The 25584-nt window shown below is 62.8% G+C and carries 18 protein-coding genes and 1 tRNA gene; 10 read left to right on the top strand and 9 right to left on the bottom strand.

Annotated elements, in window-relative coordinates; genetic code table 11:
* The first annotated feature begins 66 nt into the window (after window positions 1-66).
* Both PCJ49_RS23105 and PCJ49_RS23100 read left to right on the top strand, forming a co-directional pair.
* On the top strand, window positions 67-2247 hold the full coding sequence (locus tag PCJ49_RS23105; RefSeq protein ID WP_269913036.1) for a TonB-dependent hemoglobin/transferrin/lactoferrin family receptor: 2181 nt from the start codon (window positions 67-69) through the stop codon (window positions 2245-2247).
* A 17-nt stretch (window positions 2248-2264) separates the two neighbouring features.
* Window positions 2265-3281 carry a DUF6607 family protein gene (locus tag PCJ49_RS23100; protein ID WP_269913035.1) on the top strand — a complete coding sequence of 339 codons (1017 nt, stop codon included), beginning with the start codon at window positions 2265-2267 and terminating at the stop codon, window positions 3279-3281.
* A gap of 170 nt (window positions 3282-3451) precedes the next feature.
* Here the strand turns inward: PCJ49_RS23100 and truB are convergent, their stop codons facing one another.
* Window positions 3452-4381: a tRNA pseudouridine(55) synthase TruB gene (gene truB / locus PCJ49_RS23095; protein WP_269913034.1), complete on the bottom strand. Its 930-nt coding sequence runs from the start codon at window positions 4379-4381 to the stop codon at window positions 3452-3454.
* Window positions 4371-4895 (bottom strand): 30S ribosome-binding factor RbfA, encoded by a 525-nt coding sequence (gene rbfA / locus PCJ49_RS23090; protein WP_269913033.1) that lies wholly within the window; start codon window positions 4893-4895, stop codon window positions 4371-4373. The genes truB and rbfA overlap by 11 nt, the downstream gene beginning before the upstream one ends.
* A gap of 243 nt (window positions 4896-5138) precedes the next feature.
* Here rbfA and PCJ49_RS23085 point away from each other — a divergent pair.
* From PCJ49_RS23085 to PCJ49_RS23055, 7 genes are all read left to right on the top strand, one after another.
* Window positions 5139-5213 (top strand) — tRNA-Gln (locus PCJ49_RS23085).
* Window positions 5214-5536: 323 nt separating this feature from the next.
* Window positions 5537-6748 carry a hypothetical protein gene (locus tag PCJ49_RS23080; RefSeq protein WP_269913032.1) on the top strand — a complete coding sequence of 404 codons (1212 nt, stop codon included), beginning with the start codon at window positions 5537-5539 and terminating at the stop codon, window positions 6746-6748.
* A 174-nt stretch (window positions 6749-6922) separates the two neighbouring features.
* Window positions 6923-7909 (top strand): hypothetical protein, encoded by a 987-nt coding sequence (locus tag PCJ49_RS23075; RefSeq protein WP_269913031.1) that lies wholly within the window; start codon window positions 6923-6925, stop codon window positions 7907-7909.
* A gap of 354 nt (window positions 7910-8263) precedes the next feature.
* On the top strand, window positions 8264-9271 hold the full coding sequence (locus PCJ49_RS23070; RefSeq protein WP_269913030.1) for a sulfate ABC transporter substrate-binding protein: 1008 nt from the start codon (window positions 8264-8266) through the stop codon (window positions 9269-9271).
* A 164-nt stretch (window positions 9272-9435) separates the two neighbouring features.
* Window positions 9436-10290: a sulfate ABC transporter permease subunit CysT gene (cysT, locus tag PCJ49_RS23065; protein ID WP_269913029.1), complete on the top strand. Its 855-nt coding sequence runs from the start codon at window positions 9436-9438 to the stop codon at window positions 10288-10290.
* Window position 10291: 1 nt separating this feature from the next.
* Window positions 10292-11164: a sulfate ABC transporter permease subunit CysW gene (gene cysW, locus PCJ49_RS23060; RefSeq protein WP_269913028.1), complete on the top strand. Its 873-nt coding sequence runs from the start codon at window positions 10292-10294 to the stop codon at window positions 11162-11164.
* Window positions 11165-11177: 13 nt separating this feature from the next.
* On the top strand, window positions 11178-12218 hold the full coding sequence (locus PCJ49_RS23055; protein WP_269913027.1) for a TOBE-like domain-containing protein: 1041 nt from the start codon (window positions 11178-11180) through the stop codon (window positions 12216-12218).
* 22 nt (window positions 12219-12240) lie between these two features.
* Here PCJ49_RS23055 and PCJ49_RS23050 read toward each other — a convergent pair whose 3' ends face one another.
* The gene (locus PCJ49_RS23050) at window positions 12241-12783 is read right to left on the bottom strand and encodes a peptidoglycan-binding protein (protein ID WP_269913026.1); all 543 of its coding nucleotides are present in this window, start codon (window positions 12781-12783) and stop codon (window positions 12241-12243) included.
* A 201-nt stretch (window positions 12784-12984) separates the two neighbouring features.
* Here PCJ49_RS23050 and PCJ49_RS23045 point away from each other — a divergent pair, with 201 nt between their 5' ends.
* A complete protein-coding gene (locus PCJ49_RS23045; protein ID WP_269913025.1) occupies window positions 12985-14814 on the top strand; it encodes a DUF885 domain-containing protein in 1830 nt (609 codons plus the stop codon).
* Window positions 14815-14826: 12 nt separating this feature from the next.
* Here the strand turns inward: PCJ49_RS23045 and PCJ49_RS23040 are convergent, their stop codons facing one another.
* The 6 genes from PCJ49_RS23040 to PCJ49_RS23015 all read right to left on the bottom strand — a co-directional run bounded on the left by PCJ49_RS23040 (window position 14827) and on the right by PCJ49_RS23015 (window position 25392).
* A complete protein-coding gene (locus PCJ49_RS23040) occupies window positions 14827-16392 on the bottom strand; it encodes an ATP-binding protein (RefSeq protein WP_269913024.1) in 1566 nt (521 codons plus the stop codon).
* Window positions 16393-16594: 202 nt separating this feature from the next.
* Window positions 16595-17717, bottom strand: a protein-coding gene (gene prfB / locus PCJ49_RS23035) for a peptide chain release factor 2 (protein ID WP_269913023.1) whose coding sequence is annotated in 2 segments (ribosomal slippage) — window positions 16595-17647 and window positions 17649-17717 — 1122 coding nt in all. Because the reading frame shifts where the segments join, the coding sequence is not laid out codon by codon here.
* A 192-nt stretch (window positions 17718-17909) separates the two neighbouring features.
* Window positions 17910-18566 (bottom strand): OmpW family outer membrane protein, encoded by a 657-nt coding sequence (locus tag PCJ49_RS23030; RefSeq protein ID WP_269913022.1) that lies wholly within the window; start codon window positions 18564-18566, stop codon window positions 17910-17912.
* Window positions 18567-18702: 136 nt separating this feature from the next.
* Window positions 18703-20949, bottom strand: coding sequence for an ATP-binding protein (locus PCJ49_RS23025; protein ID WP_269913021.1), 2247 nt, complete (start codon window positions 20947-20949; stop codon window positions 18703-18705).
* 215 nt (window positions 20950-21164) lie between these two features.
* A complete protein-coding gene (gene odhB, locus PCJ49_RS23020; RefSeq protein ID WP_269913020.1) occupies window positions 21165-22382 on the bottom strand; it encodes a 2-oxoglutarate dehydrogenase complex dihydrolipoyllysine-residue succinyltransferase in 1218 nt (405 codons plus the stop codon).
* A gap of 58 nt (window positions 22383-22440) precedes the next feature.
* Window positions 22441-25392 carry a 2-oxoglutarate dehydrogenase E1 component gene (locus tag PCJ49_RS23015; protein ID WP_269913019.1) on the bottom strand — a complete coding sequence of 984 codons (2952 nt, stop codon included), beginning with the start codon at window positions 25390-25392 and terminating at the stop codon, window positions 22441-22443.
* Between the last annotated feature and the right edge of the window lie 192 nt (window positions 25393-25584).

The raw sequence follows: 25584 nt of genomic DNA, 5'->3' as shown, positions 1-25584 counted from the left end.
CTCACCCACACTCGCATTATCCAATTGAGAACGATTTGCAATTGAGATGTCGAGAAGGTGGCCCTGATGCGGCGGAGTATGACGGCGCTTCCCCTGGTGATGCTGGCGATGGCTGGAACAGCCATGGCCCAGGGTGTGCCGGTGACGGAACAGCAGGTGGCGGAAACGCAGGTCAGCGAAATCACGGTGATCGCCACCCGCACGCCGAAGACCACGGTGGAAGCCCCCGCCACGGTCAGCCTGATCGAGTCCAAGCGTATCGATGATCAGATGGTCAACGATATCAAGGATTTGATCCGTTATGAGCCCGGCGTTTCCGTCCGTGCCGCGCCTGCCCGTTTCACCGCCGCCGGTGCCAATACCGGGCGCGATGGCAATAGCGGCTTCAACATCCGTGGCCTGGAAGGCAACCGGGTGCTGATCCAGACTGATGGTATCCGCTTGCCCGATGCCTTTGCCTTTGGCGGCCAGTCGGTGGGCCGGGGTGATTATGTCGATCTGGATTTGCTGAAATCGGTCGAAATCCTGCGCGGCCCCGCCTCGGCACTTTATGGCAGCGACGGCGTGGCCGGTGCCGTCAGTTTCGTCACCAAAGACCCGTCGGATTTCATCAAACCGGGCCACTGGTTCGGCGGTCAGATCAAGGCCGGCTATGCCAGTGCTGATGAAAGCTGGGCCAAGGGCATGGTGGTGGCCGCCAGCAGCGGCGCCTGGTCGGTGATGGCGGCCTATAACCGCCGCGACGCCAAGGAGACGGAGAACCAGGGCAGCAATGCCAGCGCCACGGCCGACCGTACCAAACCCAACCCGCAGGACATTGGCAGCAATGCCGTGCTGGGCAAGATCGTCTTTCAGCCCAATGACGCGCACAAGCTGCGCCTGACCTATGAATATGACGACCGCGACATGACCGCCGATGTGCTGACCGCGCGGTCCAGCACGGTCAGCGGTCTGCTGGTCAAGGACACGTCCAAGCGCAACCGCATCAGCCTCGACCATCAATATCAGGCCGATCTGGCGTTGCTGGAGGCGCTGCACTGGACCGCCTATCACCAGAACAGCAAGACCCGCCAGTTCTCGGGCGAAGATCGCACCGTGCTGGCCGACCGTATCCGTGACAATTATTTCGACAATAAGGTCAGCGGCGTGAATATCGATGCCCGCACCCGGCTGAAGGGCGATGGGATCGAGCATCTGCTGGTCTATGGCGGTGATTATTCCTTCACCAAGCAGGTGGGCACGCGCAGCGGCACCGTACCGCCGGCCGGGGAAAGCTTCCCCACCCGCGCCTTCCCCACCACCGATTACCAGTTGGCCGGGCTGTTTGTGCAGGATGAGGTCACCCTGCTGGATGGCGCCCTCTCCCTGTTCCCGGCGCTGCGCTATGATTATTACAAGCTGGAGCCGAAGCAGGACCGGCTGTTCCCCAGCACGGCATCAGGGCAGAGCGATGATCGGCTGTCGCCGAAGATCAGCGCGCTTTACTGGTTCGCGCCCTCGGTCGGCCTCTATGCCAATTATGCCGAGGGCTTCAAGGCCCCGGCCCCGTCGCAGGTGAATAACGGCTTTTCCAATCCGGTGCAGAATTACCGTTCTATCTCCAACCCCGACCTGAAGCCGGAAACCAGCCGCACGGTCGAAGCCGGCTTCCGTTTCCGGGGCGAAGGCTGGAGCGGCAACCTCACCGGCTTCTCCGGCTGGTACAAGAATTTCATTGAACAGGCGATGGTGTCCGGCAATTTCACCGCCGCGCGCCCGGCAACATACCAATATGTCAATCTGGCGCGGGTGGAGATCAAAGGGCTGGAAGCCAAGGGCCAGATGGCGCTCACCGATGAATTCGGCCTGATCGCCGCCGCCTCCTACACCAAGGGGGATGAGAAGGAAGCCGGCGTGAAGACCCCGTTGGACAGCGTGGACCCGTTCAAGCTGGTGGCCGGGCTGACCTGGCAGGATCAGGATGACCGTTTCGGCGGTGAGCTGTCAGCCACCTACAGCGCCAAGAAATCCCGGGGCCGCATCAGCGATGCCAGCCTCTACGCGCCGGACAGTTTCGTCATTCTGGACCTGATGGCCCATTGGAATGTCAGCGAAGACGTCACGCTGCGGGCTGGCATCTTCAACCTGTTCGACAAGAAATATTGGTGGTGGAGCGATGTGCGCGGCGTGGCCGCCACCTCCAAGGTGCTGGACAGCTTCACCCAGCCCGGCCGCAATGCCAGCGTCTCGCTGACCGTGAAACTGTGAGCGGGGAAGGAAAGATCATGCTGAACCGCCGTACCCTGTTCGCCGCCACGCTCGCCACCGGCACCATGCTGGCTCTGGCATCCGGCACCGCCCTGGCGCAGGACAGCGCTGCCTGTGGCAAGCCGGATTGCACCGCCTTCAACCGCGACCGGGCCGCCATTCTGGCCATGGCTGGTACCTACCGCGTCACCTTCAATTTCCAGGAAACCGCCGCCTTCGTCCCCGGTTATGAGCCGCTGGAGGCCAAGCGGTCCGGTGGGTTCGAGGCGGTGCGGGTGATTGAGGATACCGGCCGCACCATCCGCCTGCAGCACCTGCTGGTGGTCAAGGATGAGGAAGACAAGCCCTATATCGTCAAGCATTGGCGTCAGGACTGGACCTATGAGCCGGAAACGGTGCTGGTCTATGGCGGGCCTGACCAATGGGTGGTGAAGCCCATTGAAATCGCCAGCCGGAATGGCGCCTGGTCGCAGACCGTCTGGCAGACCGACGATTCGCCGCGCTATGGCGGGGTGGGCCGCTGGGCCTATGACCGGGGGGAAACCCGCTGGGTCAGCGATGAAACGGCCCGCCCGCTGGCCCGCCGCGATGCCGTGCGCAAGCCGCCTTATGACCATTATATCGGCATCAACCGCCATGCCCTGACGCCCGCCGGCTGGGTGCATGAACAGGATAATGCCAAGGTGGGCAGCCGCGACGGCAAACCGGCCACCTTCGTGCATGAGGTGGTGCTGAACAGCTACCGCCCCTCCACCGATTTCGATATCGCCGCCGCCGACAGCTATATGGCCAAAACCGCCACCTATTGGGCGGCCGTGCGCAAGAGCTGGGAAGCGGTGATGGCGGCCCAGGGCGGTATTCATCTGGTGCAGGAGGCCGAGAATGGCTCTGCCACCGGAAAGGCTTTGATGGAATTGGCCGACGCCGTGAAGGACGGCAAGACGGCCAGCAGTGACGCCGTGGCACAGGCACGCGCCCTGATCGCCAATGCCACGGCAAAGGGACCGGCCAAGGCCGGCGCGTCGCGGGGGTGACGCGGGACCGGGTGGGGGTGGAACCTGAAGCCCCCAACCCCACCCGGTCCGTCTATTATCCAAAGCCCAATCCCGGGCCTTGGACAATCTCTTGCCTCTCTCAACCTGGAAAATCTTCACCCCGGTGGCCGCCGCCACCGGGGTGTTTTTTCGTTTGAAGGGGGCGGCCCTTAAACGTGCAGCACCCGCACCGGCTTCAGTTCTGCACCATCCAAGCGGACCAGGGCCACCGGGCGGCCGGCTTCGGTGGCCAGGGCGGCCCCTTCCCGCACCGCTTCCAGCCGTTCCAGATCGCCCCGACGCAGCAGCAAGACGCCCTGGCCATGGCGCAGGCGCTGCGCCTCCGTGGCGGACAGGTCGATGGCGGGCAGCTGGTCCAAGGCTGTTTCGATGGGCAGCAGCAAATCGTCCGGGTCACGTTCCCCGGCGGCGACAATCTGCTCCAGCTCCTCCAGCGTCACCGCATTTTCCAGGGTGAAACGCCCCACCGACAGGCGGCGCAGCACGGTGATATGGCCGACGGTGCCCAGCGCCACCGCCAGGTCACGCGCCAGGCTGCGCATATAGGTGCCCTTGCCACAGGCCACCTCAAATTCCACCTCATCGGCAGACGGGCGGCCGATCAGCTGATAGCGGTCCACCCGCACGGTACGCGAGGCCAGTTCCACCACCTCCCCCTCCCGCGCCAGATCATAGGCGCGCTCGCCATCCACCTTGATGGCGGAATATTGCGGGGGCACTTGGGCGATCAGCCCGGTGAAGCGGGGCAGCACCGCCTCAATCTCCGCATCGGTGGGGCGGCCGGGGGCGGTGGCGATGACCGTGCCGGCACGGTCGTCCGTGTCCGTCGCCTCCCCGAATTTCATCACGAATCGGTAGGTCTTGTGCCCGTCCATGGCATATTGAACGGTCTTCGTCGCCTCCCCAAAGGCGATGGGCAGGATGCCGGTGGCGATCGGGTCCAGCGTGCCGCCATGGCCCGCCTTTTCCGCCTTCAACAGCCAGCGCACCTTGGCCATGGCCTGGGTGGAGGTCATGGTGCCGGGCTTGTCCAGCACCAGCCAGCCATGGCGGGGAACGCCCTTGCGCTTACGCGCCATGGTTCTTCTGCCCGCTCACATCCTGGGCGTCGGAGTCGGCGGCACCATCCTCGTCGCCTTCCTCCTCCAGCAGTTCCTCCACCGTCTCATCCATCGGCACGCCCTCGCCATCCAGGTGGCGGACGATATCCTGTGCCACGTGCGGGTCATGCAGCAGACGGTCGATCTTGCTGGCATATTCAAAGGAACTGTCGGCCTGGAAGGACAGGCGCGGCACATGCTGCAAGCGCACTTCGCTGGCGATCTGGCCGCGCAGGAACAGGGCCGCGCGATTCAGCGCCGGAATCAGATCCGGGTGACCACCGCCCAGCGGAATGACAAACGCGGTGGCGTTCTTCAGGTCGGGGCTGATCCGTACCTCGGTGACCGTGACATTGATATCCAGCAGCGCGGGATCGCGGAAATCCGCCCGGCGCAGAATGTCGGCCAGCACGTGGCGCAGTTCTTCACCCACCCGCAGCTGGCGTTGGGTGGGGCCCTTGGCGGCGCTGCCGCCTTCACGTTTCCTGCTCATCTTTCAAAAACCTCTCTTCCCGGCGGGGGGATCGGACCCCGGCGCCGGGCTAAAACACCGTCGAACCGTTCGAGGGTGCGCTGGGTAGCATATAGTCATCAAGCCGTAACCTGCTAGTTTGGCAAGGCCACGGCCGCGAAACCGCGCCCTGCCGAACAGGCCGTAAAAAAACTGCTTCTATACCGTTGCACCGGCAGATGAATTTGACTATGGTGCGCGCCGCCCGGTAACGGGCCCTGATGCTGGGGCGTCGCCAAGCGGTAAGGCAGCGGTTTTTGGTACCGCCATTCCCAGGTTCGAATCCTGGCGCCCCAGCCATCCCTCCCTGCCGATCTACGGCCAGAAGTCCAATCAAAAAACATACGGAAGATCGGTTGCGCGCCGTTGCCGATCTGCGATGATCGCATTGCAGATCGAATTTCGTTGTATTGGATATAGCTAAAATTTTGTATAGTTCACTGCTAACGGCAAATTAACCGCACGATACGCGGATATGCCGGGGCGATAGGGATGTGCCGGTCATGGTGGCCGGTGCAGGCGACCTGAAAAGGGCGTAAGGCGGTTTTATGAATCGGCAGCCGAATGCACCGAAACGCGACTGGGTCAGGGTAAAGCCTGGCGAGCGTTCGTCTGCGAACGCGATGCCGGACAGACCCGAATATGATGACCAGAAGCTGCTGACCCTGCTGCAATCGGCCAAGCGGGAAGTACAAGGCCTGCGCCTGATCCATCTGCATATGTCGCTGCTGAAGGATAAGAGCCAGCTCGACATCATCTCCATCAAACGGGCGATGCAGGAAACGGCCGACCAGTCGGCCTATCTGCAGGTGTTCAGCCTGTCGAATGATGATGTCATCGTGCTGTACAAGGGGATCAAATTCTCCCTGATCTCCGACGTCTGTTCGAAGATCGAAAAGCTGATGCTGTCGCGCACCAGCATGATGAAGCGCAATCCTTATGGGGAGGACAGCCTCTACTCCATCATGGAGTTGTCGCTGAACTTCGTGAATGTGATCCGCTTCATTGAAGGGCTGGCGCGGGAGAATGACCCAGCCACCGCGCAGACGGAAACCAAGCCCCCCATCACGCTGGAGGAACTGGGCAAGATCGAACGTGCCGTGCAGATGTTCGATCTTTCGCCTTTCATGCTGAACCAGCCGGTGGTGAATATCCAGGCCACAGACAACAATCATTACGAATATTTTGAGCTATATATCGCCATCAAAGCGCTGGAAGAGCGGCTGTCGCCGCAATATGACATCACCGCCAATAAATGGCTGTTCAGCTATTTCACGGCCAATCTGGACAATTCGGTCCTGAAGGCCCTGAATTACGGGGTGGATTTCCTGCGCGGCCGCCGCATCGGCCTCAATCTCAATCTCTCCACCATCATGTCAGCATCCTTTGTGAAGTTCGACGAAAAGCTGACGGCCGACCTGCGCGGCAATGTCGTGCTGGAAATCAACAAGGCCGATCTGGTGGAGAATATCGACACCTATAAGGAGGTGGTGGATTTCGCCACCGCCAAGGGCTACCAGATTTGTATCGACGGGCTGAATGATTTCTGGGTCACCCATATGGACCTGGAATATATGGCCTGTGACTATGCCAAAATTTTCTGGACCGACGAAATGGAAGCGATGTCGGACCATGAATATGAAGTGTTCGCCGACAAGATCCGGGGGCAAAGCAATTGCCGCTTCATCCTGGCCCGCTGCGGCAGCGTTTCGGGCCTGATGTTTGCGGAAAAGGCCGGCATTGATCTGGTGCAGGGCCGGATTGTCGATAATATCCTGCGCAAAGGCGTGCTGATCCGCGACGCGATCAAAAGCGCCAAAATGATGAATGATTGAGGCGGGGCCGCGGGCTGCACCTTAGGGTTTCCCCTTGGCACCCTGGAATATCGCGCACCCTATCGGGGCGGTTCATCCTTAAGGACATAAAGGACTACTGCGAACCCGGCGCTGCTTCTGCTATGGTGCCTCTGTTGCCAAGCAGTAGGGACCGGGGAAATCCGGCAATGGTCAGTGTCTGAACGGGAATTGGCGGCCACAGGAAGGGCAACAGGAGGAGCTGGGGAGGAGCCGAGCACCAGCACCCATTTCCTGTTTCAAAGCAAGGTCTTCTCCCTTCCCGGTGGCTATTTCTCCCTGCATGAACATACCGAGCCGGTGTTCGCCGTGCATCTGGGCGATGTCTGGGGCAAGATCCCGTTCCGCACCCTGCGCGAATCCTTCTATATCGACGACCGGAGCGAGGATGCGCGCCTGCTGGGCATCGTCGAGAAGGGGCTGAAATATGTCAAAGAAATCCGTCCCGGCGACAGCATCCCCCGTGAACTGCTGGATGGCACCGCGTCGTGGCGGGTGGAAGAACGCCATCTGACCATTGCCCGTGGCCGGTTGACTTTGCAGCTCGTCTCCTGGATCAGCGGCAAGGAGGAGATGGTCAACGATCCTTACGAGCTGGAAAAGATCGTCGAGGATCCGCAGACCAAGGTCCGCGTGCAGGAAGCCTTCAGCAAGCTGGCCAAGCAGTTCGGTATTCCTGAGGAGCGCAAGCAGGAAATCGTCGACAAGGTGGATAATCTGGCCCGCGAAATGTCCTATATCGAGGCATTGCGCGAACGTTACGGCCATATCCAGAAGATGATGGTCAAGCTGGCCCAGTCGAAGCGAATTTTCCGCAGCGATCAGCAACTGGCCAATGACATTGCCCGCATGGTCGCCCTGGCCAAACAACCGCTGGGGCATTTTGACGATCTGTTCAATCAGGTGGACGGCCAGACCGCCGAGGTGATGGCCATGCTCAGCACCTTTGATGCCCAGGTCACCTTCATCCGCCATATGCGCGACGAACTGCACACCCTGCTGATGCTGTGGGATGAGATGATCGACATGTGGAACGGTCACGATCCGGAACGGGATACCGAAACCGAGAACCGCCTGAAGCGCACTTATCAGTTCCTGGCCAAGAATTTCCTGATCAGCAAGGTCTGGCAGCGCGGCGGCTGACCGCCCCATCGCGGCAATATTTCACCGTCACATCGTCGTAGTTCGTGTCATCATACCGTCGGGTATCGATGAAGGATGTGCTTTGGCTGGCTGTTGGCAGCGACGGCACGCCCTGGCACTGCGCTGGCAAACCGTTGTTTTGGTATTTAACATTTTTTATATGTTTAAATTTTTTATTGACAGCAAAATTAAGCTAGCACAATCTCCATATCACCGGTAGGAAATACCGACCGGCCGCGGCAATTTGATCGGGCAGCTTGCGCCGCGCACCAAACGCTAAAGCGCCACGAATAACCTTCGTGGGCCCGCCACCCGCCGGCATCGCCGGCCAAGGAATCGAAGGAATTGGCCACCATGAAATGGTTCAAGCGCGTCGCCATCGCCACTGCCGCCCTGGCAACGCTGGCGGTCAGCCCCGTCTGGGGCAACAGCCAGCTGTTGAACGTCTCCTATGATCCGACCCGTGAATTCTACAAGGAATTCAACGACGCTTTTGCCAAGCACTGGAAGGATCAGACGGGCGAGGCGGTGGAGATCAAGGCCTCCCATGGCGGGTCGGGCAAGCAGGCGCGTTCGGTCATTGATGGGCTGGATGCCGATGTGGTGACCCTGGCGCTGGCCTATGACATTGATGCGTTGGTGGAAAACGGCAATCTGCTGTCCAAGGAATGGCAGGCCAAGCTGCCCTATAATTCCTCCCCCTATACCTCGACCATCGTCTTCCTGGTGCGCAAGGGCAACCCCAAGGGTATCAAGGATTGGGATGATCTGATCAAGCCGGGTATCCAGGTCATCACCCCGAATCCCAAGACCTCCGGTGGGGCGCGCTGGAACTATCTGGCCGCCTGGGGCTATGCCGAGGGCAAGGCCGGCGGCAGCCAGGATGCCGCCAAGGATTTCGTCTCCAAGCTCTATAAGAATGTGCCGGTGCTGGATACCGGGGCGCGCGGCGCCACCACCACCTTCGTGCAGCGCGGTATTGGTGACGTGCTGCTGGCCTGGGAGAACGAGGCGTTCCTGGCCATCAATGAACTGGGGCCGGACAAGCTGGAAATCGTCGTTCCCTCCGTCTCCATCCTGGCGGAACCGCCAGTGGCTGTGGTGGACAAGAATGTCGATCGCAAGGGCACCCGCAAGGTGGCCGAAGCCTACCTGACCTATCTCTACACCCCGGAGGGCCAGGAACTGGCGGCCAAGCATTATTACCGCCCGCGTCTGCCGCAGTTGGCCCAGAAATATGCCGACCGCTTCCCCAAGCTGACGCTGTTCGACATCACCAAGTTCGGCGGCTGGCAGCAGGCCCAGAAGACCCATTTCGCTGATGGCGGTGTCTTCGACCAGATTTACAAGCCCGGCCAGTAAGCGGGGCCTTGGCAAGCAACAGCGCCCCATCCTGAACAAACCCGCCCCCGGCAGATAACTGGGGGCGGGCGTTTCTATGTTGCCTTTACAACCGGGGCCGAAAACCACAGAGTTGGGCCCAACGAACAGGGAAGTGCCAGCGTGACGTTTGAAAGGTTTGGCCAGTGACGGGACGTTCTTTCTTCTCCGTCTTTCCCCGGCGGGACCGGTCGATCATCCCCGGTTTTGGGCTGACGCTGGGTATCACCCTTTTCTATCTCACCATCATCGTGCTGATCCCACTGGCAGCCCTGGCCCTGCGGCCGATGGATTTGGGCTTTTCCGGCTTCTTCGCGGCGGTGACCCAGCCGCGCGTGCTGGCGGCGCTGAAGCTCAGCTTCACCACCGCCTTCTTCGCGGCTGCCATCAATGCCGTGTTCGGGCTGGCTGTGGCCTGGATGCTGGTGCGCTATGAATTTCCCGGCAAGAAGGTGGTGGATGCCATTGTCGACCTGCCCTTCGCCCTGCCCACCGCTGTGGCCGGCATTGCACTGACGGCGCTTTATGCCCCCAATGGCTGGATCGGCCAATATCTGGACCCGCTGGGCATCAAGGTGGCCTTCACGCCGCTGGGCATCGTGGTGGCGCTGACCTTCATCGGCCTGCCCTTCGTGGTCCGCACCGTGCAGCCGGTGCTGGAGGAACTGGATACGGAGCTGGAGGAGGCGGCCGCCTGTCTGGGGGCAACGCGGCTGGAAACCTTCATCCGCGTCATTTTCCCCGTCATCCTGCCGGCTTTGATGACCGGTTTCGCCATGGCCTTGGCGCGCGCGGTCGGTGAATATGGCTCGGTCATCTTCATTGCCGGCAATATGCCGATGGTGTCGGAAATCACGCCCCTGCTGATCGTCATCAAGCTGGAGCAGTATGATTATGCTGGTGCAGCCTCCATTGGCGTCGCCATGTTGTTGATTTCCTTCATCATGCTGCTTGTGATCAACCTGCTCCAGCGCTGGAGCCGTCGCTGGGCGGGGATGTAAGATGAGTGGACCTGTGACACAGAATCGGGCCGGCCGCCCTGCCCTGGCCGAACCCTGGTGGGTGAAGGCGCTGGTGATGCTGGTGGCCCTGGGCTTCCTGGGCTTCTTCATCCTGCTGCCGTTAGCGGGGGTCTTTACCGAAGCGCTGCGCCGCGGCCTTGCCACCTATTGGGAGGCCATGATTGAGCCCGACGCGCTGGCCGCCATCAAGCTGACCTTGCTGGTCGCCATCATCGCCGTGCCGGCCAATATGGTGTTCGGCATCGCCGCCGCCTGGGCCATCACCAAGCATAAATTCCCCGGCAAGTCGCTGCTGCTGACCCTGATCGACCTGCCCTTTTCCGTCAGCCCGGTGATTTCCGGTCTGGTCTATGTGCTGCTGTTCGGCGCGCATGGCATTTTTGGTCCCTGGCTGCGCGACCATGGCATCCAGATCGTCTTTGCCGTGCCGGGACTGGTGCTGGCCACCATGTTCGTCACCTTCCCCTTCGTGGCCCGCGAACTGATCCCGCTGATGCAGGCGCAGGGCAATGACGAGGAAGAGGCGGCGATCACCCTGGGGGCTTCCGGCTGGCAGACCTTCCGCCGCGTCACCCTGCCCAATATCCGCTGGGGTCTGCTGTATGGCGTGCTGCTGTGCAATGCCCGCGCCATGGGGGAATTCGGGGCCGTCAGCGTGGTTTCCGGCCATATTCGGGGGGAGACCAACACCATGCCCCTGCATGTGGAAATTCTCTATAACGAGTATAATTTCGTGGCCGCCTTCGCCGTGGCCTCGATGCTGGCCATCCTGGCGCTGGTGACCTTGCTCGCCAAGTCGCTGCTGGAATGGCGCCATGGCGCCGAGCTGGCCGCCACCACCCGCCGCCATTGACCGGAAACGCATCATGAGCATTTCAATCAAGAGCCTGACCAAGCGTTTCGGTGGTTTTGCCGCCGTGGACGGCATCGATCTGGATATTGCCAATGGGGAGCTGATGGCCCTGCTGGGCCCCAGCGGATCAGGCAAGACCACCTTGCTGCGCATGATCGGCGGGCTGGATTTCGCCGATGAGGGCACCCTGCTGATCGAAGGCGAGGAAGCCACAGTGACGGCACCGCACGCCCGGCGCGTCGGCTTTGTCTTCCAGCATTATGCCCTGTTCCGGCACATGACCGTGTTCGAGAATGTGGCCTTCGGCCTGCGGGTGGCCCGGCGCAAGCCCAAGCTGGCTGAGGCCACCATCAAGCAGAAGGTGATGGACCTGCTGGAACTGGTGCAACTGGCCCCGCTGGCCGGGCGCTACCCCAACCAGCTGTCCGGTGGCCAGCGCCAGCGCGTGGCCCTGGCCCGCGCGCTGGCCACGGAGCCGCGTGTACTGCTGCTGGATGAACCGTTCGGCGCCCTGGATGCGAAGGTGCGCAAGGAACTGCGCCGCTGGCTGCGCGATATCCATAAGGGCATGGGGGTGACGACGGTTTTCGTCACCCATGACCAGGAAGAAGCGCTGGAACTGGCCGACCGCGTCGCCATCCTGAACAAGGGTCGGATTGAGCAGGTCGGCACCCCGGCAGAGGTCTATGACCGTCCGGCATCCGCCTTCGTCTGCGACTTCCTGGGCGGCGGCACGCGGCTGGACTGCCAGGTGGAGGGCGGGGCCGCCCTGATCGGCAATGCCCGCGTGCCGATTGTCAACGCCGCCCCGGCAGGCGGCAAGGCCATCGCCTATATCCGCGCCCACGATATCGAACTGGCCGAGGCCGGCCCGGATATCCTGCAGGCCCGGGTCCGGCTGGTGCAACCGGTCGGCCCGCAGCTGCGCCTGGACCTGGATTTCCAGGGCCAGGTGGTGGAAGCCGTCCTTGACCGCGACAGCACCCAGACCGCCCCGGTGCCGGGCCAGCTGGTGGGGCTGCGGCTGCGGCAAGCCAATGTTTATGCGGGGTAATACCGGGCGGTGGTAATGAGGCTCAATTCCGCCGTTTGGACAGGTCGCCCGTCTTCAGATCCCGCAACAGGGTGGAACTGACCTCCCCCGTCAGCGGGCGGTCATTATCCAGTTCGAACTGGCGGATTGCCTCCACCGTCGTCTTGCCCAGCCGCCCATCCGCCGGACCAGCCCAATAGCCCCGGCGCAGCAATTCCTCCTGCACCTGTACCGTTTCCGTCGGCATGGCCGGGCGGCGGTCGCTATAGACCTTGGGCAGGCCAAAGGACAGGCGCTGCAACAGCGCCTCTGACGGGCAGCCATCCGGCTTCAGGCCCGCCAGCTTCTGATAATCCCGGATGGCCTGGCGGGTGCCCCGGCCGACGGCGCCATCGGGCTTGCCGGCATCAAAGCCGGCAATGGCCAGTTCGGTCTGAATCTGTTTGATCACCGGCGCCGATTGCAGCGGCACCACCCCATCCGCAGCGCAGGCGCGGTGCCATTCCGGCTGGGGGGCGGCCAGGGCGGGGCTAGCCAGCAGGGGGGCGGCGAACAGGGCCATCAGGGCAAGGGAGAGGCGGCGCATGGGATGGGGTCCGGCATATTGTGACATCCGATGGTGCCCATGCTGGCCGCCAAGGGTGGCAAGAGAATGGCGAAGAAACACCCCGCCGTTACAGGCCCGTTACAACAGCAGGCTTGGCGTAAAACCCGATCCGGCTAGGATGGGCGGCATCTGTTCAGCCACCGGCGCCGCTGGCCGCCGTTTCTTGGAGTGAAACCGCCGATGTTGAGCCGCCGCGCCACCCTTGCCGGTCTGTTCGCCCTGTCCGCCACCGCTGCCGCCCTGGATGGGGTGATGGCGCGTCTGGCCTTTGCCGCTGCCCCGGAACCGGCCACGGACAAGGCGTTCAACGCCTTTCTGGAAAAGGCCTGGCAGGATGAACTGGCGCGCAGCCCGGAAATGCGCACCCGGTTGGGCCTGCCCGGCCGCCACGATGCCTGGACCCTGCCCGATGAGGGCTATCAACAGGAAAGCCTGCGCATCGCCGCCGCGACGCTGAAGGAACTGCGCGGCTTTGACATTAACAGCCTGTCGCCGTCGGCCCGGATCAGCCACCGGCTGCTCGAACAGAAGCTGACCACCGGCATTGAATTTTATCGCTGGCGCTTCCACCAGTTCGCCGTCAGCCATCTGGAAGGCGTGCATACCAACATCCCCTCCTTCCTGATCGGCTATCACGCCGTGGAGAAGAAACAGGATGCGGAGGATTATGTCACCCGCCTGAACGGGGCCGCCACGCTGATCGATATCACCATCGACCAGATGGGCCGGCAGGCGGAAAAGGGCGTGCTGCCGCCCGCCTTCAGCTTCCCCCGCATCCTGACGGCTGCCCGCAGCGTGGCGGAAGGGGCCCCCTTCACCAAGGGGCCGGACAGCCCGCTGTTGGCCGACCTGACGGAGAAGGTGGCCAAGCTCGCCATCCCCGCCGCGGAGAAACAAGCGCTGATCCGCGCCGGCCGCGCGGCGCTTGCTGATAAGCTGAAGCCCGCCTATGCCCGCTTCATCGCGGCCATTGAAAAGTTCCAAAAGCAGCAGACCGCCAATAACGGCGCCTGGGCCCTGCCGGAAGGCGATGAATATTACCGCGCCCAAATCCGCTTCCATACCGGTCTGCTGATGACAGCGGATGAAATCCACGCGCTGGGCCTGTCGGAAACCGCCCGCCTGCATGGCGAGCTGCAGCAGGCCATGGCCAAGCTGGGCTTCAAGGGCAGCGTGCAGGATTTCTTCCAGCATCTGCGCACCGACCCTGCCATGCGCTTCCCCGACAGCGAGGCGGGGCGCAAGGAGTATCTGGCCACCGCCACCGGCTATATTGAGGGTGTGGCCGCCCGCCTGACGGAGATGTTCGGCACCCTGCCCAAGGCCAAGGTGGTGGTGAAGCCGGTGGAGGCCTATCGGGAAAAGGCCACGCCCAGCGCCTTTTATGAACAATCCTCCCCCGATGGCTCCCGCCCCGGCGTCTTCTATGCCAACCTGTCCGACATGTCGGTGCAGACGCGGCATGATCTGGAGGCTTTGTGCCACCACGAGGCGCTGCCCGGCCACCATATGCAGATCGCCATCGCCCAGGAAACCGACGGCATCCCCACCTTCCGCCGCTTCACCTGGGACACCGCCTATGGCGAAGGCTGGGCCATGTATACGGAGCGCATGACCAAGGATTTCGGCTTCTACAAGGAACCGCTGTCAGAGGCCGGGCGCATTGTGTCCGAACTGTTCCGCGCCGGCCGGCTGGTGGTGGATACCGGCATCCATGCCAAGAAATGGACGCGCGAACAGGCCATTGCCTGGATGGGCGAGAATACCGCCAACCCCATTGCCGACAATGAAAACGAGATCGAGCGCTATTTCGTCTGGCCCGGTCAGGCCTTGGGTTACAAGATCGGTATGAACAAGATTCTGGAGCTGCGCGAACAGGCCAAGGCCACCTTGGGCGACAAGTTCGACATCCGCGGCTTCCACGACACCGTGCTGAAAAACGGCCCCGTTACCCTGCCCATCCTGGAAGAGGTGGTGGCGCAGTGGGTGGACAGCCGCAAGAGCGCCTGAGGGAAATTTCTATCAATCCGCCGGGCGCTCGCCCGGCGGTTGGGCGATGGCAACGTTGCTGGCCGGGAAGCGGAAGCTGAAGGCCGTGCCTTCATTGGGTCGGCTCTCCACGGAAACGCTGGCGCCGTGCAGTTCCGCCAGCGCCCGCGCGATGGAAAGCCCCAGCCCGGTGCCATGCTGATGGTCCTGCACCCGGCCCACCTGTTCGAACGGCCGCCAGATGCGGTGCAGATCATCGGGCTGGATGCCCACCCCGCTGTCAGCCACCACGATGGTCAGGTCGCCATCCGCCTCCAGCCCCACCTTGATGCGGATGGAACCACCATCGGGGGTGAATTTCACCGCATTGCCGACGATATTCAGCAGCAGCTGGCGCACCGCCCGTTCATCGCCCAGCAGCTGCACCCCCTCCGCCCCGGTCATCTCCAGATCAAAGGCCAGTTCCTTGGCGCGGACCAGCCCCTGGGCGATGCGGCGCACCTGGCGCAATTCATGTTCCAGCGGAATCCAGCACAGGTCCAGCACCAGCCGCCCCGCCTCGATCTTCGACAGGTCCAGCATGTCATTGATCAGGGACAGCAGATGCCGGGCCGCCATGATGATATCGTCGGCATATTCGGCATGGGGATCATCCGGCCCGGCATCGGCGGCGATCATCCCGGCAAAGCCGAGAATGGCGTTCAGCGGCGTGCGCAGCTCATGGCTCATGGTGGCGATGAAAGCGGATTTGGCGCGCGATGCCTCCTCCGCCGCCAGCCGCGCCGCCTCTGCCGTGGCCGCCTGGGTCTGCGCCGTCACATCCACCAGCGTGGCCTGGATGGCCTTATGCCCATCCCAATCCACCGCACGGGCCAGCACATCGACAAAGATCAGCGCACCATCCTGACAGCGCAGCATCCGGTTGCGCTGCACCGGCAGTTGATCGCCCGCCAGCAGCCGATCCCATTCCATCTGCGCGGTTTCCAGCTCACTGCTCAGGATGATGCTGGAAATACCGGCGCGCCGCAGCGCGCCCAGATCGGCATAGCCGGTCATTTCCAGAAAGGCCGGGTTGGCGAACAGGATATGCCCGCCCTGATGCACCACAATGCCCTGCACCGAGCCTTCCACCATGTCGCGCAGGCGCTGTTCATTGGTGCGCAGGGCGGTCTCAATCTCCCGCGCCTCCGTCACGTCGCGGCCTTCCACCATCAGGCGATGGACGCGCCCGCGTTCATCCAGGATCGGGGTCAGCGCCAGATCGAAGATCAGCGGCGCCATGAAGCCGGGGCCGGTCTGCAAATCCATGCGGATGGTGGCGCCGCGCCGGGCAGAGGCCAGAATGGCGGCACGCAGCCGTTCCTGTTCCAACGGCGCCCCCTGCCACCAGGGCGTAGACCAGAGGGGGCGGCCAATCAGGCTTTGCAGCAGCAGGCCGCCGCTGCGCAGGGCAGCCCGGTTGGCAGACAGCACCAGCCCGTCCGGGTCCAGCAGGATCAGCATCTGCTGGGTCGATTCGAAATAGGCAGCCATCAACCGCCCGTCACCCAGGCCGAACCCGGTCGGGTCAGGAAACCCGCTCGTATCCGCTGCGATCATGCGGCAATCCCTGCGCAAAGCCGAAGACGCCCGCCAGGGGCGACATTCGATGAATTTCGTTTGAAATTTTCCGGACCGGGAACGGAAACCGACAGATTCCCCGGGAAACTGTCAAATGTTGTGCGGCAAAAACAGTCACCCGGCAACATTTTGTTGCCGGGTGACCATCATATCGGATTATGGCCGCCGGAATCAGGGACCGTCAGCCGGCCTGCTGATCCCCATGGCCCTGGATGCGCTGTGCCAGGGCCGCCTGCAGGAACCGGTCCAGATCGCCGTTCAACACGCCGGCGCTGTCGCTGGTTTCCACATTCGTGCGCAGATCCTTCACCATCTGATAGGGCTGCAGCACGTAAGAGCGGATCTGGTGGCCCCAGCCGATATCGGTCTTGGTGGCTTCCAGGGCGTTGGCCGCCTCTTCGCGCTTGCGCAGTTCCATCTCATAGATGCGGGCGCGCAGCATGTCCCACGCCTTGGCGCGGTTCTTGTGCTGGCTGCGTTCCTGCTGGCACGACACCACGATCCCGGTGGGAATGTGGGTGAAGCGCACCGCCGAGTCGGTCTTGTTGACGTGCTGGCCGCCGGCCCCGCTGGCGCGGAACGTATCAACCTTCACATCCTTCTCATTGATCTCGACATTGATCTTGTCGTCGATCACCGGGGTGACGGACACGGAGGAGAAGGAGGTGTGGCGCCGCGCCTGGCTGTCGAACGGGGAAATGCGCACCAGACGATGAACGCCCGTTTCCGACTTCAGCCAGCCATAGGCATTGTGCCCCTTGATCTGGATGGTGGCGGACTTGATGCCGGCTTCTTCGCCGTTCGTCTCGTCCAGCAAATCCACCTTATAGTCATGCTGTTCGGCCCAGCGCGTATACATACGCAGCAGGATCAGGGCCCAATCCTGGGCCTCTGTGCCACCGGCACCGGCATTGACTTCCAGGAAGGCGTCGTTGGCATCCGCCTCACCGGAAAGCAGGCTTTCCAGCTCCATCTTGGCGGCGCGGTCCTTCAGGCCCAGCAGAGCGGTCTCCGCCTCGGTGATCATATCCTGATCGCCCTCGGCCTCGGCCATCTCCAGAAGTTCCAGATTATCCTTCATGTCGCGTTCCAACTGCCTGGTGCCGTTCAGGCCCGAATCCAGTTGGTTCTTTTCCCGCAACAGCTTCTGGGCACGCTCAGCATCGTTCCAGAGGTTGGGGTCTTCACAAAGGGCGGTCAGTTCGTCGAGGCGGAAAAGGGATTTCTCCCAGTCAAAGATGCCTCCTCAGCAGGACCAAGGACTGTTCAACAGCCTCGATCACCGCCTGGATCTCGGCACGCATGGGCGGCTCCTGATGATCACAAGGGTGGACCACCCGGGGGGCGGCCAACATTTAGGGAGCACTGTATGTAGCGGCGCACGCCCGCCACGCCAAGCCCTATCACATCCGTGGCCGGGCATAGCCGCTGCCCTGAATGCAAAAAGGCCGCAGGGAAAGCCCCTGCGGCCCTTCACATGGCTTAACCCAGCCAAATCAGAAGCGGTAGCCGACGCCGACGCCGATGATCCAGGGGTTGATATCAACATCGGCATTGATCAGGGCCGGCAGGCCGGCATTGACCTTCACGTCCGTGTTCAGCCACAGCTTCTTGACGTCGAGGTTCAGCGACCACTTCTTGGTCAGCTCCACATCCACGCCGGCCTGCAGGGCATAGCCAAAGCCGTTGTCATACTTGGTATCCAGGGCCTGGCCCGGATCTTCGCCATAGAAGAAGGTGTAGTTCAGGCCGGCGCCGACATAGGGGCTGATCTGGCCCTTCGGGTTGAAATGGTACTGCAGGGTCACCGTCGGCGGCAGCAGCCAGACATCGCCCAGATCAACCGAGGCGCCCAGCGGGGTGGCCTTGGCCTTCGGATGGTGATGGGTGGTGCCCAGGATCAGCTCAGCGGCGATATTGTCGGTGAAGAAATAGCTGAAATCCAGTTCCGGCACGACGGACAGGTCCAGGGAGGCATGACCGGGAATGGCGGTGTTACCCAGCTTCAGGTCGCTGCTTTCATCCGGCGACACGAAAATCACGCGGCCACGAACGAGCAAATCCCCGGCGGCCTTCTCCGCCATGGCGGGGGTGGCGGCGGACATCAGGAGGGCGGCGCCACCAATGGCGGCAGCCAGGGCAGTCTTTTTCATAACAGAGGCTCCTATATCATGTGCCGGGCGAATATTTCATCTTCCCAGCGGCGCGCTCTCCTTGGCGCGTCCTACAGGAGCTTTTCTATAACTTCATGAACGCTGTTTCTCTGACTTGGATCAATTCGGCGTTTGTTTATGCGGCTGCCTGTTGCGGCCGGGGCAGCCGTGCCTGGGCGCCGGCCAGGATGGCATCCATGGCGGCCTGCCCCGTGCCCAGCGGCTGATCGCCGCGCAGCAGGGCCAGACAATCGCGCAGGGCCTGGGCGTCGGTGGCCAGTTCCACCACATCCAGCGCATCGGCCAGCCGCAGGGCGATGCCTTGCAGTTCCACCCGATCGGGTGTGGCATCGAAGGCCAGTGCCCGGCGGGCCTGCGCCACCTGTTCCCCGGCGAGTGCCAGCAGCTGGTCGGTGGCGCCATCGCCCAGACGGCCACGCAGGGCGGCCATGGAAGCCGGTGGCGGGGCCACCATGGGGGCCGGTGTCTCCACCGGCCCCAACCCGTCCGGCGGCATCACCCCGGCCAGTGCCGTCAACAGCTCCTCCAGCCGGATCGGCTTGGCGATGAAGCCCTGCATCCCGACAATGCGGCTGCGGGCCACGGTTTCCGGCAGTACATTGGCGGTCAGCGCAATCACCGGCACATGCGCCATGGGCCCACCGCCGGCCCGCAGCCGGGCCGTGGTTTCGAACCCGTCCAGCCCCGGCATTCCGATATCCATCAGCACGGCGGAAACGGGCTGCTGGCGCAGCAGCGCCAGCGCCGTTTCCCCATCAGGGGCCTGGATCACCTCCACCCCATGCCGGTTCAGCAATTGCTGGGCGACGAAGCGGTTCACCTCATCATCTTCCACCAGCATCACCTGGGGCCGCCGGGTCCAGCGGGGCAGGCTGCGCGCCGTGGCGCCACCCTGTTGCGGCATCATGGCCAGCGGCATCGGCAGATCGACCGTGAAAACGGTGCCGTGGCCAAGGCTGCTGTCCACGCTGATATTGCCCCCCATCATGCGGATCAGCTTATGGCAGATCGACAGGCCCAGGCCGACGCCGCCATGGCGGCGGCTGTCCCCCGCTTCGGCCTGATAGAAGGGCTCGAAGACATGGGCCAGCTTTTCCGGGGCGATGCCGATGCCGGTATCGGCAACGGTGATGCGCAGCGGCACGCCATGCGCCCCAGCCTTGTCGCCCACCGGCAGGGGCTGGCGGGTCACAGCGACATGGATGCCGCCTTCTTCAGTGAATTTCACCGCATTGCCGATCAGGTTCAGCAGAATCTGGCGCAGTCGCGCCGGATCGGTGCTGACATAGCGCGGTACATCGGGCGCGATGGCGATATCCAGCGAAAGCCCGCCGGTTGCCGCCCGCCCGGCCATCAGCTCCACCGCATCATAAAGCCGCTGGTGCAGGTCGACCGGTTCGCTGGACAATGACAGATGCCCCGCTTCCATCCGGCTGAGATCCAGCAGATCCTCCAGCAGTGACAGCATGGATTGCCCGGCCTTTTCCATCACCGACAGCGCGCGCCGGGTGGCCAGCCGGTCACCCCCGGCCCCGTTCAGAATTTCCAGCCCCCCCATCATGGCATTGATCGGGGTGCGGATTTCATGGCTGACCGTGGCCAGGAACACCGATTTGGACCGGCTGGCCGCTTCGGCCCGCTGGGCCGCCTGATCGCGCTGGCGGGCATAGCGGGCCGAGGCCGAGACCTGCAATTGCAGGCGTCGCTGCAGCCATTCATTGGTCACCCCCATCATCGCCAGACAGCCCAGATTGGCCCCGACGGTGGAAAGCAGCAGGTTCAGCCCATTGCTGGGGCTGGGTGAGAAATAGAAGAGCTGACGGGGACTGAAGACAAGGTCGGTCAGCCGCGCCACCATCACCAGGGCCATGATGACGAAAATGCCGGTCGGCAAAATCCACAGATGCTGACGGGTACGGCGGCCGGAGCGCCAGCTTTCCCAGGCATTGGCGCTGTTGATCCCACACAGCCAGATGGAGGCCAGGATGGAGCGCAGCACCAGATCGTCCCGCGTCAGCACATCATAAACCAGCACGCCCACCAGCATGAACAGGGTCCAGAGCGGTGTGGCCCAGCCCGGCGGTCGGCCGGAGAAACGGCGGATGCCCACCAGCACCAGCACCAGGGCGAACCCCACCAGCAGGTTGCCCAGCATCACCGAGAGCCAGAGCGGGATATAGCCGCGCGCGATGAGGAAGCTGAACCCCAGACAGCCAACGATGCTGGACAAGGTCCAATAGCCCAGGCCGGGGATATTGCGCTGCCGCCACCAATAGACGGCCATGACAAAGGTCAGCGACAGGCTGGTGGCGATGAACACCAGCATCAATGTCGGGACATGCAGCTGCTTCAGCAGTTCCATGATGCCGCTGGCCTTCCCCTGAAATCATCCTGCCGATAAAGCGGGTCGCCCGAAGGCGGGCGGGTCCATCTAACCCTCATCGATGCTTCAATCATGTTAACGCATGAATGTCACGGGGACAAAATGATCGGGAGCCCAGCATAAAAGAAGAGGCAAAAGAAAAGGGCCGCCTGTGCGGGCGGCCCTTTCCAGGATCAACGGCACAAAGCGCCCGGTCAGACATCCAGCAGGATGCGTTCCGGGTTCTCGATGCATTCCTTGACGCGCACCAGGAAGGTCACGGCCTCGCGGCCATCGATGATGCGGTGATCGTAGGACAGCGCCAGATACATCATCGGGCGCACTTCGACCTTGCCATTGACGACAACCGCGCGGTCCATGGTCTTGTGCATCCCCAGGATACCCGACTGCGGGGTATTCAGGATCGGCGTGGACATCAGGGAGCCATAGACACCACCGTTGGAGATGGTGAAGGTACCGCCCGACAGGTCTTCCATCGACAGCTTGCCGTCACGGGCCTTCTTGCCCAGCTCGCCAATGGTCTTTTCCACGCCGGCAAAGGACAGCTTGTCGGCATCGCGGACCACCGGAACCACCAGACCCTGCGGCGTGCCGACGGCGACACCGATGTCGTAATAGTTCTTGTAGACCAGATCGGTGCCGTCGATCTCCGCATTGACCGCCGGCAGCTCCTTCAGGGCCACCAGACAGGCCTTCACGAAGAAGGACATGAAGCCCAGCTTCACGCCATGCTTCTTCTCGAAAGCGTCCTTCAACTGGTTGCGCATGGCGATCACGTTCGTCATGTCCACCTCGTTGAAGGTGGTCAGCATGGCGGCGGTGTTCTGCGCTTCCTTCAGACGCTCGGCGATGCGCTGGCGCAGGCGGCTCATGCGCACGCGCTCTTCCAGGTCGGCCTTGCTGCGCGGACCGGACGGGGCGGCAGCCTTGGGTGCCGGGGCCGGAGCCGGGGCAGCCTTCGGGGTTTCCAGATGCTGGATCACGTCGCCCTTGGTGACGCGGCCATCCTTGCCGGTGCCGGCAAGCGTGGTCGGGTCGACGCCGTTATCCTCGGCCACCTTGCGGGCGGCCGGCATCACGCCGGCGGCGGCGGGGGCCGCAACCGGGGCCGGGGCAGCGACCGGGGCCGGTGCCGGAGCAGCGGCGGCAGCCGGCTTCGGCGCAGCGGCGGCACCGCCCTCGCTGATGGTGCCCAGCAGGGCGCCAACGGCGACGTTGGCACCTTCGCCGGCCACGATCTCCGTCAGGGTACCGGCGGCGGCGGCGTTGACTTCCAGGGTAACCTTGTCGGTTTCCAGTTCAACCAGCGCCTCATCCACCTGAACCGTGTCGCCGACCTTCTTCAGCCAGCGGGCGACGGTTGCTTCCGTCACCGATTCGCCGAGGGTCGGCACCTTGATTTCCGTCGCCATGACTGCGGACCTTTGTCGTTTGCCGTGAAAATATGTTGGATAGGTTGATTGGGATCGATCAGACCGACAGCGCGTCGTTCAGAAGCTTCGCCTGCTCCTGGTTATGACGGCGCAGCAGACCGGTGGCCGGTGCCGCCGATTCCGCGCGGCCCGCATATTTCGGCCGGCCAGCCTTGTGCCCGATGGCCGTCAGCACCTTTTCGATACGACGGTCGGCGAAGTTCCAGGCGCCCTGGTTCTCCGATTCTTCCTGGCACCAGACCACATCAGCGTTCGGATACTTGGCCAGTTCCACCGCCAGCGCCTCATGCGGGAAGGGATAGAGCTGTTCCAGGCGGACGATGGCCACATCCTTGATGCCGCGCGCTTCGCGTTCCTGGAACAGGTCGTAATAGACCTTGCCAGAGCAGAGCACGACGCGGCGCACCTGTGCGCCCGCCACCAGATCCGGGGCGGCATCGCCCAGCACGCGGTGGAAGGTGCTGTCGCCAGTGAAATCGGCCAGCGGGGAGACGCACAGCTTGTGACGCAGCAGCGACTTCGGCGACATCACGATCAGCGGCTTGCGGAAATCGCGGCGCAGCTGACGGCGCAGGGCGTGGAAATAATTGGCCGGGGTGGTGATGTTGCAGACCTGCCAGTTATCTTCCGCCGAGTTTTGCAGGAAGCGTTCCAGACGGGCGGAGCTGTGTTCCGGACCCTGGCCTTCCATGCCGTGCGGCAGCAGCATGACCAGACCGGACATGCGCAGCCACTTCGATTCGGCCGAGCTGATGAACTGGTCGATGATGACCTGCGCGCCGTTCACGAAGTCACCGAACTGAGCTTCCCAGATGGTCAGCGCGTGCGGTTCAGCCAGGGAGAAGCCATATTCGAAGCCCAGCACGGCGGCTTCGGACAGCGGGCTGTCATGCACCTCAAACGTCGCCTGCTCGCCCGGACGGATATGGTTCAGCGCGACATACTTCTCCTCGTTGACCTGATCGGTCAGCACGCAATGGCGCTGGGAGAAGGTGCCACGGCCCACATCCTGGCCCGACAGGCGCACCGGGTTGCCTTCCACGGCCAGCGTGCCGAAGGCCAGGGCTTCGCCGGTGGCCCAGTCAATGCCTTCACCGGTTTCAATCGCCTGCTGCTTGGCCTTCAGCTGGCGGGCAACCTTGGTGTTGGTGTTGAAGCCGTCCGGCGTGCGGGAAATGGCCAGACCCACTTCCTTCAGCACATCCACCGGCACGGCGGTGCTGCCACGGTTATACTGGGCACCGGCAGCGGTCAGGCCCGACCACTTGCCTTCCAGCCAGTCGGCCTTGTTGGGCTTGAAGGAGGTGCTGGCCTGGAATTCCTGGTCCATATGGCCCATGAATTCATTGACCATGCCGTCGGATTCTTCCTGGCTGACCACGCCTTCGGCGACCAGCTGCTTGGCATAGAGCTGGCGCGTCGTCTCCTGCTTGGCGATGGTCTTGTACATCAGCGGCTGGGTGAATGCCGGCTCGTCGCCTTCATTATGGCCCTGGCGGCGATAGCAGACCACGTCGACCACGACATCCTTCAGGAACTTCTGACGGAATTCGATGGCGATACGGCTGACATGGATGACGGCTTCCGGATCGTCACCATTGACATGGAAGATCGGCGCCTGGATCGACTTGGCCACTTCCGTCGGGTACGGGCCGGAACGGCTGTACTGCGGGGCGGTGGTGAAGCCGATCTGGTTGTTGATGATGAAGTGGATGATACCGCCGGTGCGGTAGCCCTTCAGTTCGGACAGCAACAGCGTCTCGGGCACCAGACCCTGGCCGGCAAAGGCGGCATCGCCATGCAGCAGCACGCCCAGAACCTGGTTGCGGCTTTCGTCCGACGGCGGCACCTGGCCGGAAATCTGGCACTGCTTCGCGCGCACGCGGCCGCAGACGACCGGGTTCACCACTTCCAGATGCGACGGGTTGGGCGACAGCGACAGGTGGATGGTGTTGCCATCAAAGTCACGGTCGCTGGAAGTCCCCATATGGTACTTCACGTCGCCGGAACCCTGCACATCTTCCGGGTTGGCCGGGTTGCCCTGGAACTCGCTGAACACGGCCTTGAACGGCTTGCCCAGCACGTTGGTCAGCACGTTCAGGCGACCGCGATGGGCCATGCCCAGCACAATCTCCTTCAGGCCCAGCTGGCCGCCGCGCTTCATCACCTGCTCGATGGCGGGCACCAGCACCTCACCACCTTCCAGGCCGAAACGCTTGGTGCCGGTATATTTCAGCTGCAGGAACTTCTCGAACCCTTCCGCTGCCGTCAGGCGCTGCAGAATGGCCTTCTTGCCCAGGGTCGTGAAATCCGTCTGGTTGCGGATGCCTTCGATGCGTTCCTGAATCCAGGCCTTCTGCTCCGGATCCTGGATATGCATGAACTCCACGCCGATATGACCGCAATAGGTGCGCTGCAGCGCATCCACGATCTGGCGCAGCGTCGCCGTTTCCATCCCCAGCACGTTGTTGATGAAGATGGGGCGGTCCAGGTCGGCATCGGTGAAGCCGTAATGGCGGTAATCCAGCTCCGCGTGCTCGGCGCGCTTGTCCATGCCCAGCGGGTCCAGCTTGGCCAACAGATGGCCACGGACGCGGTAATTGCGGATCAGCATCAGGGCGCGGATGCTGTCCAGCTGGGCCTGACGGACCTGCGCCGGGCTGATGCCGGCAACCGGGGCCGGGGCCGGGGCCGGGGCAGTAGCGGCAGCCTTGTCACCCTTCGCATCCCCCTTGCCCGGCTTGGCAACGGGCGCATCCGGATCGGCGGCGCCGATGACCTTGGCGGTATTCTTCGCCCAGGAGGCACCATTCAGCTCTGCCAGGATGGCCTGGCCTTCATCGCCCAGTTCGGCGAAGAAGCGCTGCCAACTGGCATCGACGCTGTTGGGGTCCTGCTGATACCGGGCGTACAGTTCCGCGATGAAGGTGCCGTTGGCGCCGAAAAGGAAGGAATAGCGCTCGCTCGGGGCTTGATCGTAGGGGGCCATTGGGAGTTCCGGTCGATGCGCCCGACATTTTTCGTGAATGCCGGGCCGGGTGCAGTAGCGTAAAATTCTGCGATGGGTTTTACGTCAGGGTTCGCGTGGCTTCAATATGCAGCTCTGCGGTGTCTGCCTTCTGTCTGTAGCACGGTCAGCGCGACGACAATTTTCTTTAATCCTTGCTGCCAGCGTCACGCA

The organism is Niveispirillum sp. BGYR6, from assembly GCF_027568365.1.
Lineage (GTDB): Bacteria > Pseudomonadota > Alphaproteobacteria > Azospirillales > Azospirillaceae > Niveispirillum.
The sequence above is the reverse complement of the archived record's forward strand: the minus strand, read 5'-3'. Positions and strand labels throughout refer to the sequence as shown.